The sequence below is a fragment of the Prochlorococcus sp. G4PB17 genome, from assembly GCF_059772445.1.
Map to the genome: position 1 here is coordinate 222,311 of NZ_CM186288.1, position 12,741 is coordinate 235,051.

General features: G+C 34.6%; 14 protein-coding genes. 6 read left to right on the top strand and 8 right to left on the bottom strand.

From position 1 onward, the window contains the following. Window positions 1–38: 38 nt before the first annotated feature. From AC6EJB_RS01175 to AC6EJB_RS01190, 4 genes are read right to left on the bottom strand one after another with little or no spacing between them, the layout of a single operon-like run. Window positions 39–1,001 (bottom strand): asparaginase, encoded by a 963-nt coding sequence (locus AC6EJB_RS01175; protein ID WP_498491872.1) that lies wholly within the window; start codon window positions 999–1,001, stop codon window positions 39–41. 3 nt (window positions 1,002–1,004) lie between these two features. Beyond that, entirely contained in the window at window positions 1,005–1,502 is a 498-nt protein-coding gene (locus AC6EJB_RS01180; protein ID WP_498491874.1) for a CGLD27 family protein, read from the bottom strand. Then, the gene (gene rsfS, locus AC6EJB_RS01185; RefSeq protein WP_498491876.1) at window positions 1,495–1,869 is read right to left on the bottom strand and encodes a ribosome silencing factor; all 375 of its coding nucleotides are present in this window, start codon (window positions 1,867–1,869) and stop codon (window positions 1,495–1,497) included. Before rsfS ends, AC6EJB_RS01180 begins: the two co-directional genes overlap by 8 nt. Continuing rightward, a complete protein-coding gene (locus AC6EJB_RS01190; protein ID WP_498491877.1) occupies window positions 1,862–2,497 on the bottom strand; it encodes a DUF3318 domain-containing protein in 636 nt (211 codons plus the stop codon). Before AC6EJB_RS01190 ends, rsfS begins: the two co-directional genes overlap by 8 nt. Window positions 2,498–2,618: 121 nt before the next feature. Here AC6EJB_RS01190 and carB point away from each other — a divergent pair, with 121 nt between their 5' ends. Both carB and acsF read left to right on the top strand, forming a co-directional pair. Next, complete coding sequence (gene carB / locus AC6EJB_RS01195; protein ID WP_498491878.1) at window positions 2,619–5,927, top strand: carbamoyl-phosphate synthase large subunit; 3,309 nt, start codon at window positions 2,619–2,621, stop codon at window positions 5,925–5,927. Between the two features lie 221 nt (window positions 5,928–6,148). Continuing rightward, the gene (acsF, locus tag AC6EJB_RS01200; protein ID WP_498491880.1) at window positions 6,149–7,255 is read left to right on the top strand and encodes a magnesium-protoporphyrin IX monomethyl ester (oxidative) cyclase; all 1,107 of its coding nucleotides are present in this window, start codon (window positions 6,149–6,151) and stop codon (window positions 7,253–7,255) included. Between the two features lie 15 nt (window positions 7,256–7,270). Here acsF and AC6EJB_RS01205 read toward each other — a convergent pair whose 3' ends face one another. The 3 genes from AC6EJB_RS01205 to AC6EJB_RS01215 all read right to left on the bottom strand — a co-directional run bounded on the left by AC6EJB_RS01205 (window position 7,271) and on the right by AC6EJB_RS01215 (window position 8,416). Then, entirely contained in the window at window positions 7,271–7,657 is a 387-nt protein-coding gene (locus AC6EJB_RS01205) for a 2Fe-2S iron-sulfur cluster-binding protein (RefSeq protein ID WP_498491882.1), read from the bottom strand. 7 nt (window positions 7,658–7,664) lie between these two features. Continuing rightward, entirely contained in the window at window positions 7,665–8,000 is a 336-nt protein-coding gene (locus AC6EJB_RS01210; RefSeq protein WP_498491883.1) for a hypothetical protein, read from the bottom strand. A gap of 197 nt (window positions 8,001–8,197) precedes the next feature. Further along, window positions 8,198–8,416, bottom strand: coding sequence for a hypothetical protein (locus tag AC6EJB_RS01215; protein WP_498491885.1), 219 nt, complete (start codon window positions 8,414–8,416; stop codon window positions 8,198–8,200). Window positions 8,417–8,531: 115 nt separating this feature from the next. Between AC6EJB_RS01215 and AC6EJB_RS01220 the strand changes: the two genes are divergently transcribed. Further along, a complete protein-coding gene (locus AC6EJB_RS01220; RefSeq protein ID WP_498491887.1) occupies window positions 8,532–9,416 on the top strand; it encodes an NAD(P)-dependent oxidoreductase in 885 nt (294 codons plus the stop codon). Between the two features lie 218 nt (window positions 9,417–9,634). On the opposite strand, the gene AC6EJB_RS01225 is transcribed toward AC6EJB_RS01220, so the two are convergent. Further along, complete coding sequence (locus AC6EJB_RS01225; RefSeq protein WP_498491888.1) at window positions 9,635–10,039, bottom strand: DUF8680 family protein; 405 nt, start codon at window positions 10,037–10,039, stop codon at window positions 9,635–9,637. Window positions 10,040–10,135: 96 nt separating this feature from the next. Between AC6EJB_RS01225 and AC6EJB_RS01230 the strand changes: the two genes are divergently transcribed. The 3 genes from AC6EJB_RS01230 to AC6EJB_RS01240 are packed head-to-tail and all read left to right on the top strand — an operon-like array spanning window position 10,136 to window position 12,718. Then, complete coding sequence (locus AC6EJB_RS01230) at window positions 10,136–11,134, top strand: ABC transporter ATP-binding protein (protein ID WP_498491890.1); 999 nt, start codon at window positions 10,136–10,138, stop codon at window positions 11,132–11,134. Continuing rightward, on the top strand, window positions 11,131–11,928 hold the full coding sequence (locus AC6EJB_RS01235; RefSeq protein ID WP_498491892.1) for an ABC transporter permease: 798 nt from the start codon (window positions 11,131–11,133) through the stop codon (window positions 11,926–11,928). The genes AC6EJB_RS01230 and AC6EJB_RS01235 overlap by 4 nt, the downstream gene beginning before the upstream one ends. 1 nt (window position 11,929) lies before the next feature. Further along, complete coding sequence (locus tag AC6EJB_RS01240; protein ID WP_498491893.1) at window positions 11,930–12,718, top strand: ABC transporter permease; 789 nt, start codon at window positions 11,930–11,932, stop codon at window positions 12,716–12,718. Window positions 12,719–12,741 lie beyond the last annotated feature (23 nt).

The window sequence follows — 12,741 nt, forward strand, 5'->3', positions numbered from 1 at the left end:
TACCTCCTTATGTGATGTTATACACGAGTTTGTTTGAATTAAGGTACCTTTAATTGTCCTTCAACTTCTAGGTAGATACCTGGCTTTTTCTGGAGGATGATTTCATCCAGTTCTTCCAGCGCAGATGGAGTGATCCATTCAAGTTGTCTAAGTAGATGAATAGCAGCAGCATGTTTTGCTCTTTTTGATCCATCCTCAACTTTTATTGAAAGTCCAATTCCCTCTCCTAGAAGACCAATACATTGAATACCTTCACTTCCCCCTTTGCTAATTATTTGATTGTGACCTCTTTTTATTAATTCTGAATCAAAACATCCTTCGCCAGCAATAAGCTCTGGGTGATTGGTCATTGCACGAGTGATTTTTTCAAATTCTGGTTGGTCTGACCTTGATAAATGTGCATATAAAATAGCCATCTGAGATAAACGCAAAAGTAAAGTGGGCGCACCGCAATCATCTCTTTCAGCAATTAACTCTTCGACAGGTATTTTTAATAATTCTGAAACTCTTCTAAAAATTTCTTTTTGAAGTGGATGATGTCCCATTAAATAGCTTTCTAAATCCCAGTTCATTTTTTTGCAGGTTGCGAGAAATGCTGAATGCTTACCTGAACAATTATGCTGAAGTTTACTTGCTCTATTTTCTGGGATTGGGCATTTGAGTTCTTTTATATCTATGTCTGCATTCCATAGAAGTTTGAATGCCGTTCTAGCTTGATTAGCATTGCCACGATGAGAACCGCATGCAAGAGCTAAGGCCTTATTGTCTAAATTATATTTTTCTGTTGTACCACTTGTTATGAATGGCAAAGCCTGAAAAGGCTTCAATGCTGATCTGATAAATGTTTCATAGTCACTTGAACCTGCTTTCATTAGAACCCTACCTTTTGTATCACATATTGAAGCGTGAGCTCTATGAATTGATTCAACACTTGACCCCCTTTTAACAAGAACCTTCAATGAACTTAAGTTATTTTTTAATAGTTCGCTTTGTAGGTTCATCTATTAATTTATTTTTAAAATTATAAACAGTAATAATGAAAAGCTTACTGTTGTAATAAAAACTATGATTATTTCAATGTGATTTAAAATGGGTTTAATCTGATGTTGAGCTATTAGTAATTCTTTGGCTCTCCAATCAATAGGTTTTTCCCAAACTTGTCCATCATACCAACCAGACTCTTCATATTCAATATTTTCAGAATTAAGACGTTTGTATATATATATCCAACTTAGCCATTGCCTAAATAATAATAATAATGGAAATAATAGAGATGCCGTTATACTTATCAAAAAGAGGTCAAAGATATTATTCTTTAGGTAATCGCTTCCATAAGCTATTATCAGACTTAATGGAATGAAAGTAATCCAACTATAAATTAATTTCTTGTAAAAAATACTTTTTTCTTGAAATGGCCATGAGATTATCCATGAATTTCTAATATTATTGTATTCATTTAATGGTCTTTGATTTTGTGGAACAGGGCATAAAATTTTATTCATTATTTGAAGCTTTTAATTGATTATTCGTAAAGCTATGAATAATTCCATTGCTCCAAAATGACTCTAAATCATAAAATTTTCTCTCATTAGGTTGAAATACATTAATTATCAGATCTCCATAATCTAATAATGCCCATTTTGCTTCATTAATTCCTTCCTTACGAAGAGGTAAAAGGTCTGCTTCTTCTTTTAATGTTTTTTCTACATTAGTCACTATTGCCCTTACTTGAACATCTGAAAGCCCCTCAGTAATAAGTATCCAATCGGCAATGCTCGAGACTTCGTCAATTTTTAAAAGTTTTATATCACTAGCCTTTATATCATCACAAGCATTTGCAGCTAATTCAATTAGCAAATTACTATCCATAAACATTTTCACTCGTTACTGATTGGTTAGAGCCTTCTTGAGAAGCCATTTCTGCGCGTGCTCTTTCTGCACTTTTTCTTAGGGCTTCTAATCTGTCTTCATAAAATGTGCGCTTTTTTTTCTTTCTAGATTTTTCTACTAACTCTTTTAAAGCACCCCCAAGACTTTTGTAAGCGTTTGGAACGCTATATCCAAACCTGCATGCTAGATCAATAGCTCTTTCATCAGCTGAGATTGCATCTTGCAATCGTTTTTCTGAGTTATTCTTTAAGTAAAGTCTATACCCTGCAAAACCTGACAATCCCAGTGCCATTAAAAGTAGTAATCCATCTTGAACCCATAATTCTCCTATCGCTCCACCTAAACCAATAGCAAGAGCGGCCATTTCCCAGCCGTCTCTTGGAATAGTATCATTTTGAATTCGGCCCACCTCATGCCAAAACAACAAGTTCCTATGATCTTGAGCTAAATAGTCCCATTGCTCAAGATCTACTTGAATCTCTACTTCATCTCGCCCTATTTCTTCAAGCGTGATTAAAGGAGGATCTATTGCTGCTGCGGCTTCAATAAAGACCCAGCTTTGGTTTTCAGGTGGCAGCAGCCCTTTAAGGCGCTGAAGTTCGCTCATGCTCTTTGGGTTCTTAGTCGGAAAGTTAGTTAAACTTTAATGGTAGTTTGCCGATCTAGACAGTAGATGATAAACAGATACCTAGAATGCGTGACATAAATGAAGTTTACAAGAAATTCAGATGCCACGGCGTAAAGATATACGTAGGATTTTGATACTTGGGTCTGGACCAATAGTTATTGGTCAGGCTTGTGAGTTCGATTATTCCGGTACTCAAGCATGCAAAGCTCTTAGGAAAGAAGGTTATGAAGTCGTTTTAGTAAACTCAAATCCTGCTTCAATAATGACGGATCCTGAGACTGCGAATAGGACTTACGTTGAACCTCTTACTGCTGCAGTTGTTAAACAAATTATTGAAATAGAAAAACCTAATGCTCTTCTACCCACTATGGGTGGGCAAACAGCTTTGAATATATCAGTAGAATTAGCAGAAACTGGGATTTTAGATAAACATAATATTGAATTAATTGGCGCAGATCTTAGAGCAATAAAAAAGGCTGAGGATAGAAATTTATTTAAAATAGCAATGAAAAATATTGGGGTCGAAGTATGTCCATCTGGCATAGCCTCTAATCTTCAGGAAGCAGAATTAGTGGGAAATGAAATTCCATCGTTCCCAAAGATTATTCGACCTGCTTTTACTTTGGGTGGAAGCGGAGGAGGTATTGCTTACAACCAAGATGAATTTTTAGAATTATGTAAAACAGGTTTAGATGCAAGTCCTGTTTCTCAAATACTTATTGAAAAATCTCTTTTAGGTTGGAAAGAGTTTGAGTTGGAGGTTATGAGAGATTTATCAGACAACGTAGTAATTATATGCAGTATTGAAAATGTTGATCCTATGGGCGTACATACTGGTGATTCTATTACGGTAGCTCCTGCGCAAACTTTAACTGATAGAGAATATCAACGATTAAGAGATTATTCAATTTCTATAATTAGAGAGATTGGTGTAGCAACAGGTGGAAGTAATATTCAATTTGCAATTAATCCAATTAATGGTGAAATAATTGTAATTGAGATGAATCCTCGTGTTAGCAGATCATCTGCTTTAGCTAGTAAGGCTACTGGTTTCCCGATAGCTAAGATTGCAGCTCTTTTGGCAGTTGGTTATACGTTAGATGAAATTATTAATGATATTACTGGCAAGACGCCTGCTTGTTTTGAACCTTCAATTGATTATGTAGTTACTAAAATTCCTCGTTTTGCTTTTGAGAAGTTTTCAGGAAGTTCTCCGATTCTTACAACTTCAATGAAGTCAGTCGGAGAGGCAATGGCTATAGGAAGATGTTTTGAAGAATCTTTTCAAAAGGCAATAAGATCTTTAGAAACAGGGCTTAGCGGTTGGGGTTGCGATCGAGATGATGAAGAGGTTTCTCCTGTCGAATTAGAAAGACTATTAAGAACGCCCTCTCCAGAGAGAATAATGCATGTTCGATTAGCAATGAAGAATGGACGTAGTGATAATGAGATATTTTCTTTTTCTAAAATTGACCCTTGGTTCATATCCAAACTTAGGAACATAGTAAATTTAGAGGATCAATTACTTAAGTATGAAAATATTACTCAATTAGAGTCTGATTTTTTCTTCAAACTAAAACAATTTGGATTCTCTGATCGTCAGATTGCCTTTGCACTAAAAACTGATGAATTAACAATTAGATCGAGAAGAATTGCACTGAAAATATTACCTGTCTATAAAACAGTTGATACTTGTGCGTCTGAATTTTCATCAAATACACCGTATCACTATTCTACATATGAAAGACCAGCCTATATGATTGATAACGATGGAAATATAATCAAGAATATTAATCCTAATGAAATTAAAAATGATAATAAAAATAAAATTTTAATTTTGGGTGGAGGTCCAAATCGTATAGGGCAAGGTATAGAATTTGATTATTGTTGTTGTCATGCTTCTTATCAAGCTCAAGAAGAAGACTTTACAACAATAATGATAAATAGTAACCCCGAAACGGTCTCTACTGATTATGACACGAGCGATATACTTTACTTTGAACCTTTAACTCTAGAAGATGTCTTAAATATTATTGAATTTGAGGAACCCTATGGAATAGTAGTTCAATTTGGAGGGCAAACTCCCTTAAAACTTTCTTTGCCAATAGTCAATTGGTTAGAGAAATCTGAAAACTCAAAGTTACGAACAAAAGTTTTAGGTACATCCCCTAAGTCAATTGATTTGGCTGAAGATCGAGAACAATTTGATAAGGTTTTGAGGAGATTGGATATTAGGCAACCAAAAAATGGTCTTGCTAGAACTTTTGAAGAATCATTGGCTGTAGCTAATAAAGTTGGTTATCCATTGGTTGTTAGGCCTTCGTATGTTCTTGGCGGTAGAGCTATGGAAATTGTTTATGAGCAAGATGAATTGGAAAGATACATAGAGGAAGCTGTTAGCGTTGAACCAGATCATCCAATCCTTATAGATCAATATTTAGAGAACGCAATTGAGGTTGATGTTGATGCCTTATGTGATGAAAGCAAAAATGTTTTGATTGGAGGATTGATGGAGCATATAGAGCCGGCTGGTATTCATTCTGGTGATTCAGCCTGTTGTCTTCCTTCCATAACGCTATCTGCAGAATCAATTAAAACAATTAAGGATTGGACAAAATCATTAGCTGCTGAATTAGATGTGGTTGGTCTAATTAATCTTCAATTTGCTGTCAAGAGAGATGATGAGGGCAAGGAGATTGTTTATATTATTGAGGCAAATCCAAGGGCTTCAAGAACAGTTCCTTTTGTTTCTAAAGCCACTGGAGTCCCTCTTGCGAAAATTGCAACACAGTTACTTTTAGGTAAAACACTAAAAGATATTGGATTAAATCAAGAACCCATTCCGCCGCTGCAAGCAATAAAAGAGGCTGTTATGCCTTTTAGACGTTTCCCTGGTTCAGACAGTGTTTTAGGACCTGAGATGCGTTCAACTGGTGAGGTCATGGGATCTGCAACAACATTTGGAATGGCCTATGCAAAATCCGAACTCGCAGCCGGTGAGGGATTGCCTATTTCGGGTTCCGTTTTCTTATCTACTCATGATCGAGATAAACCTGCATTGATTCCCGTAGCAAAGAAATTAATTGAACTAGGTTTTTCTGTTCTAGCAACATCTGGCACTTCAAAGTATCTAGAGAAATTTGATTTAAATGTAGAAAGGGTTCTCAAGGTTCACGAAGGAAGACCAAATATTGAGGATATGATTCGATCTGGAAAGGTTCAGTTGGTAATAAATACTCCAATTGGGCGCCAAGCAATTTATGATGATAAATATCTTAGAAAGGCAGCTCTTGATTACTCTGTACCAACTTTGACAACCTTAAAGGGTGCTAGTGCTGCTGTAAAAGGAATAGAGGCATTACAGAATCAAGTTCTTTCAGTTACAGCTTTGCAAGATATTCATTCCTAAACCATTTTTTTCCCTAATTATTCAATTTAATTTTTTTATCGTCTATTCTAACTATTAATAATTTTGTGATTTTTTTACTCTAAATTGTTAAAAACTAATTTTATATACATTTTTTTAGCTCCTTTTTTGATGTTTTAGGCAATGCTCTATTACTAGCTGATTAAAAATTCACCTTTTTTTCAAATTAAGACATACAATTATGTTCTTGATTGATAATTGGAATGACCGCAACAGCTTCTTCTTCCCCAAAGCTAAGAGTTGATACACGCGGAACTAATGAGTTGCCGCCACATCTAGATGAAAACCTATTAACACCTCGTTTTTATGTAACCGAATTCAAGAAAGCGGCTAAGACAGAATTAACTGATGCGCGTGAAGAGTTTGAAGCAATGCTCTCAGAAATGAAAGCAGATTATAACTGTACCCATTTTGATAGGAAGGCAAGTCTAGATAGATTGCAAGAATTGCCTCAGAAGGCTAAAGAAACTTATGAGAGTTACTTAGTTAGATCAGTTATCTCAGAGTTTTCTGGATTCTTACTCTTCAAGGAGATTTCAAATCGTTTAAAGAAAGAGGGTAATAGGGATCTTGGCAAACTATTTCAGTTTTTAGCTAGAGACGAAGCTAGACACGCAGGTTTTCTTAGCAGAGCATTAGTTGCAGAGGGCATTGAAGTTGATCTCCCTCATTTAGGAGGTAAAAGAGCAGCCACTTGGTTCCCAATTAGTTGGGTTATATATTCTGTTTATCTTTCAGAAAAAATCGGATATTGGAGATATATTTTGATGGATAGGCACCTTAAGGCTAATCCAGATCAGGCTTTTGCGCCTCTTTTTGACTTCTTTGAACCATGGTGTCAAGACGAGAACAGACATGGTGATTGTTTTACAGTAATGATGAGATGTTGGCCAGGAATTACCAAAGGATTTAGAGGAAAGCTTTTAAGTCGTTTCTTCTTGTGGAGTGTTTTCCTTACTCATACTTTGACAGTTTGTGAAAGAGGTGAGTTCTATGAATTGCTTGGTATTGATCCAAAGGAATTTGATGAGGAAGTGATAAAAAGAACAAACCACACATCTAAAAATGCCTTCCCTTGGGTTTTTAACCTTGAGGACAATAAGTTTTGGGATTTAAGGAACAAAATTATTGAATCTTTCAGAGCTTTTGTAGGTGCTAAAGGTTTAACAAAACCAGTTAAATTTGTGAAATTCGTTACTTTGATATTTAAGCAATTTGCGCTCCCAATGGAGAAGACAAATGCATTGAGATATGATAAGGATGTTAATTTTACAGGTCAAGATATTTTGAATTTTTGGACAGACAAATAAGACTATTTAGAAAAATCAAATATCAAATGGATTACCAGCTTGGGTGTCCAATCCTTTGAAATATTTTCCGAATTGAGCGTTATAGACTTCGTCTTCATCTTGAGTCTCACATTCTAATGGTCCAATGGCTTTTGAAACACATAACAATCCGTATCCCTTATCCCTAAGCTCTTTAGATAGACCAATACAAGCTTGTTGATCGATTTTTCCTGAAATTATCTTAACTGCGCACTCCGAACAACATCCGTTTCTGCAAGAGAATGGCAATGTATCTCCAATAATTTGTCCATTTTCATCTTTTGATTCAAAATTTCTCAATATATACTCACCTTCAGGGACATCAAAGGTATATGTTTTCCCCTCCTGTTTATGATGAATAGTTATCTGGTGTATTGGTTTCATTGAAAATCTATTTCGGCGGTGTTATATCTCTTCTTTCTGGAGGTTGAGGGGGCTGACTTGCATGTTGCCAAAGCTCTTCAATATCTAATGTTTTAGTTAACCTTTCTCCACCAAATCGAAGTTTTAACCAAGCAATCGTTGTCGAATCTTCCGCAATAACTGCTTCATAACCTATTTCTTCAGTGATTTTGAATTTGTTTACTAATGATGAATTTAAGAACCACATAGGATATTCCGCACCTTTGCGACTCCTTCTCTCATGAAAGGATTCTCTTAGTTGTCCATTACCCTGTAATTGACCTTCTGGCGCTAGAAGAACATTTAGGGTTTTGGTCTCCGCCATTATTAAGAATCAAAAATGGTATTGATCTTAGGCATGATATTTCCTAAGACCTTAATCACATAACTTTAGTAAAAGGAATTACTTAGACGTGAATAGTTTGATAGATCTTCACAAGTCTTTCTTATTATCTGTAAGTAATATTCCTAATTATTTAAAAAGTCTATATACATATAAGGTTTTTCTTAATTGATAATTAATTAAGCTTCTTTTTTCGGAGCCTCAGCCTTTGCTTTCAGAGCCTCCGCTTCTGCTGCTTTCTTAGCTTCTTCAAAATCAATTCTGTTTTGTAATTGCCCTGAAGCTCTCATCCAATCGTTAACACTGGCTTCCTTGCCAACGGCTTCGCATTCCTCTTGATACTTCAAGAATGGATACCAATGATGAGTTGCATTCTTGGAATCAGTAAAATTAGTCAATTTCTTAAGTATTCAATGAATTAATTATCGCATCATATTTTCATCTTTTGGCAGCATATTAATTTTTTATAGTAATAGTTCAAAGCTTTTTTGTATTTATTACTCTTAATTAGTTTTGAATGAAAATGCGATTTTGATGAAACTTGCTTTTATTGGTCTTGGCGCTATTGGGAAGCCCATGTCGGAGCGACTCATTGATAATGGCTATGAATTGAATTTATATACGAGAAATAAACAAAAAAAGGAAGACAATAGAAAATATTTTACTGACCCTATAGAGGCTGTAACTGACTGCGATGGCCTCTTGATTTGTGTTACTGATGATAATGCCGTTGAATCTGTTCTATTTGGTGATAACGGGGTAGCAGAAAAACTAAAGCCTAACTCTTTTGTGATTGATTTCTCTACAATAAGTCCTAATAAATCTATTTCTATACATAAAGAATTAGGGAAAAAAAATATTTTTTATGTTGATTGTCCAGTCTCTGGGGGAACAGAGGGAGCGCAAAATGGCTCATTATCTTTGTTTGTTGGCGCAAGAAAAAAAGAGTGTTTATCTTTTGAACATGTTTTTGAAGTCTTAGGTAAATCAATTAATTTCTTTGATGGAGTAGGCAAAGGTCAACAAGTTAAAGCTCTTAATCAGATATTAGTTGCAGGAACATATGCAGCTGTTGCTGAGGCAATGGAATTAGGAAAGTCACTTGAGTTGCCCATGGATGATGTCGTTACTGCTTTAAAAGTTGGTGCAGCTAATTCATGGCCATTAGAAAATAGATCAAAAGCAATGTTGATTGATGAACATCCCTTGGGATTCAAATTAGAGTTGCATCATAAGGATTTATCTATTGCCATTGATCTTGCTAAATCTATAAATATTGATTTACCAATAGCTTCTAGAGTAAAAGAGATTGAGCAAATATTAATGCAAGCTGGTTTAGGTGAACTAGATGTTTCTGTGCTTCATAGGTACATCTCAAATAAAAGAATAGATTGCTAGAATTATTGTAAGTATTGACTTTTGATAACTTATCTTATTTACATAATTAAAGAAGTATGTTAGGCTTAAGTTTGTTATTTAATTCTTAAATCTGTTTTATGAAATTGGAGAAGCAGCATGCGAAACTTATAAAGTTGCAAACTAAAGCTGAGTCTTGCATGTCTCGCGATGAGGCTCGGAAGATTATTCGTAAGGCTGAAAAAGCTCAATCTAAGATTTCAGGATAGTTTCTTATTTATTAAGTCAAAAAACATAATTCCTTCATGTTTTTTGTATTGAACACTCCAAAGATTGGAACATTTTGATTTTAATTTATCTATTAAAGTATCTGTATCTCCAGTATTAATCCAATTTGATTTAATAACTGGAATGTTTTTATGCATACTTTCAAAACTTATTTCTGCTAGTAATAATCCAGTTTCTTCGTTTGATATTTTAAGACTACCTTCATTAGTCCTTTGAAATAACCTTAGTAATAAATCAAGTATTATCTTTTCGACTTCTTTTTTAGACGATTGACTTAAAGTATCAACTCCAGAAAAAGTTTTTCCTCCAATAGGCATTAATCTTTTATTATTTTGCTCTGCAAGAGCGATAGCTATTACATATTTCTGATCTTCCATTTAGTTTTAATAACCAATAGATTTTTCTTTACTTTTATTTTATCTGCTATGTAAGCAAAAATGTTTTATCTTAATGTTGAAGCATCTGAAAATTAATTGCACAATAATCCTAGTAACTTGATCGTTGTAGATCAGCTGAGTAAATATTATCGAGTTGCAAACAAACAACCTGGGTTTAAGGGTACACTTAAGCATTTTTTTGATCGAAAGACTTATGATGTCCCTGCTGTAACTGACATAAGTTTTAAAATCTCACCTGGAGAAGTAGTTGGATTTCTAGGGGCTAATGGAGCTGGTAAGACCACATTATTAAAAATGATGTGTGGTCTTATTCATCCATCGACAGGATTAGTTGATGTTGGTGGTTTCTCTCCTCAAAGGAGGCAAACGGCTTTTCTAAAGGAGATAACTTTGGTTATGGGGCAAAAGCAGCAATTGATTTGGGACCTTCCTCCCATGGACTCTTTGTATGTCAATGCAGCTGTATATGGTTTGTCTGATCACGAAGCAAAAGTAAGAATTAATGAATTAGCAGAAATGCTTGAACTGGGAGAGGAGCTTACAAGACCTGTAAGAAAGTTGTCTTTAGGACAAAGAATGAAATCTGAAATTCTTGCTTCCTTATTGCATAAACCATCTGTCCTTTTTCTAGATGAACCTACTCTTGGTCTAGATGTAAATGCTCAAGCTCGAGTTCGTAGCTTTTTATCCGAATACAACAAAAGAACTGGTGCGACAATTTTACTAACTAGTCATTACATGGCTGACATCACAGCCTTATGTCCAAGAGTTATTTGTATTCATAAAGGAAAGCTTTTTTATGATGGTGACCTTGATTCACTTGCTAATTCATTATCACCATCGAGAGAGGTAAAAGTTGAATTGAAAAATCGATGTGCAAGTGAACAATTTGAAAAATATGGTGAGATTCAAGATTTAAATGATCGTTTTGTCTGTTTGTTAGTTCCAAGGGATAAATTGACGGATGCAGTAAGTAATCTATTAACCGATTTCGATATTATCGATTTAGAGATTAGTGATCCTCCTATTGATCAATTAATTGGCGAATTATTTATAAAGGGAGAAGTCAATTGAGAATATTTGGATTGTCTTTCAAGGTTATTAAGACCTTACTTACAACTCAATATGCCTACATGTTGGAATATCGCATCGAAATAGCCTTGTGGGCTTTATCTGGAGTACTACCATTTATTATGTTTTCTCTTTGGAGTCAAAATGATGTTGGTAATTCATTTGGTCTAAATGATATTGGTTTGGCTAGATATTTTTTAAGTGCCTTTCTAGTTAGGCAATTTTCAGTTGTTTGGGTTGTCTTTTCGTTCGAAGAAGATTCTCTTTCTGGGCGATTATCACCATATTTGCTACAGCCTTTGCACCCTCTATTAAGATATGTAGCTTCTCACTTGGCAGAGCAGGCAACAAGACTTCCTTTCGCAATAGCCATAGCTATTACTTTTTTTATATTAAATCCATCATCCTTTTGGCTTCCCTCACTACCTCAATTATTCCTGGCGTACTTATCAACTCACTTTGCTTTTACTATCGCTTTCCTTCTTCAAAGTTTAGTCGCTGCACTTTGTTTTTGGACTGAAAAATCTAGTGCTCTTGAGAGATTAATATTTGTTCCTTATCTTTTTCTTTCTGGTTTATTAGTACCTTTATCAGCCTTTCCTTCTAACGTTCTAAAAGTTGCAATTTTAACCCCTTTTCCCTATCTAATTAATTTTCCAGCAAAGATTCTATCGGGTATGCAAGTTGATATTTTTAATGGCTTTTTAGCTCAGATTTTGTGGATCTCAATACTGGTACCTTCTGTAAATATTCTCTGGAAACTTGGTGTAAAAAGATATACAGCGATGGGAGCCTAATATGCAGCGATACTTTAAAACCATTAGATTATTTTGGTCTACAGCATTTGCTTCTCAACTTGAATATCAATTAAATTTTTTGATTGAGTTGTTAGCCATGTTGGGAACTCTTTTGGGAAGTGTATTTATATTATCCCTTTTCTTTACTGGAGGAAGGCAATTAGGAGATTGGACTTGGGAATCTGCTTTAGTTATTCAGGGCGTTTATACATTTCTTGATGGTTTAACAAATGCTCTTTTACGGCCAAATTTAACCGAAATAGTTAATTATGTTAGAGAGGGTACTCTTGATTATGTTTTATTAAAACCAATTGATAGTCAATTTTGGTTATCTGTTAAAAAGTTTTCTTTTGCAGGATTGCCTGAAATAATTTTAGGATTTTCAATTGTTTTTTGGGCGGCCATTCAAGCAGGTGCGTCTTTTTCAATTTACTCATTATTTGAATTCATTATTTCCTTATTCATTGGTTTTGTAATTCTTTATTCCGTTTGGTTCTTGATTGCTGCGTCAAGTATTTGGTTTGTGAAGACATGGAATGCTACAGAAGTTCTTAGAGCTTTATTGGCTGCCGGTAGATATCCTGTTTCAGCTTATCCTGTTATTTTGAGATACATATTTACATTGGTTTTACCCGTAGCATTTTTAACAACTTTTCCAGCTGAGGCGATTCTGGGAGAACTTAAATTTAATATTTTATTTTTTGGTTTGATATTAAGTAGTTTATTCTTTATTTTTAGTAGATTCTTCTGGAAATTTGCTCTTAAACATTATACTTCTGCTTCAAGTTAATTATTTAATTAATTAAATTAAGT

Excerpts from the sequence above, each read along its gene's own strand:
- AC6EJB_RS01205 (WP_498491882.1), bottom strand. The coding sequence starts at position 7,657 with ATGAAACCAATACACCAGATAACTATTCATCATAAACAGGAGGGGAAA.
- AC6EJB_RS01175 (WP_498491872.1), bottom strand. The coding sequence starts at position 1,001 with ATGAACCTACAAAGCGAACTATTAAAAAATAACTTAAGTTCATTGAAG.
- carB (WP_498491878.1), top strand. The coding sequence starts at position 2,619 with ATGCCACGGCGTAAAGATATACGTAGGATTTTGATACTTGGGTCTGGA.
- AC6EJB_RS01190 (WP_498491877.1), bottom strand. The coding sequence starts at position 2,497 with ATGAGCGAACTTCAGCGCCTTAAAGGGCTGCTGCCACCTGAAAACCAA.
- rsfS (WP_498491876.1), bottom strand. The coding sequence starts at position 1,869 with ATGGATAGTAATTTGCTAATTGAATTAGCTGCAAATGCTTGTGATGAT.
- AC6EJB_RS01225 (WP_498491888.1), bottom strand. The coding sequence starts at position 10,039 with ATGGAAGATCAGAAATATGTAATAGCTATCGCTCTTGCAGAGCAAAAT.
- acsF (WP_498491880.1), top strand. The coding sequence starts at position 6,149 with ATGACCGCAACAGCTTCTTCTTCCCCAAAGCTAAGAGTTGATACACGC.
- AC6EJB_RS01210 (WP_498491883.1), bottom strand. The coding sequence starts at position 8,000 with ATGGCGGAGACCAAAACCCTAAATGTTCTTCTAGCGCCAGAAGGTCAA.
- AC6EJB_RS01180 (WP_498491874.1), bottom strand. The coding sequence starts at position 1,502 with ATGAATAAAATTTTATGCCCTGTTCCACAAAATCAAAGACCATTAAAT.
- AC6EJB_RS01240 (WP_498491893.1), top strand. The coding sequence starts at position 11,930 with ATGCAGCGATACTTTAAAACCATTAGATTATTTTGGTCTACAGCATTT.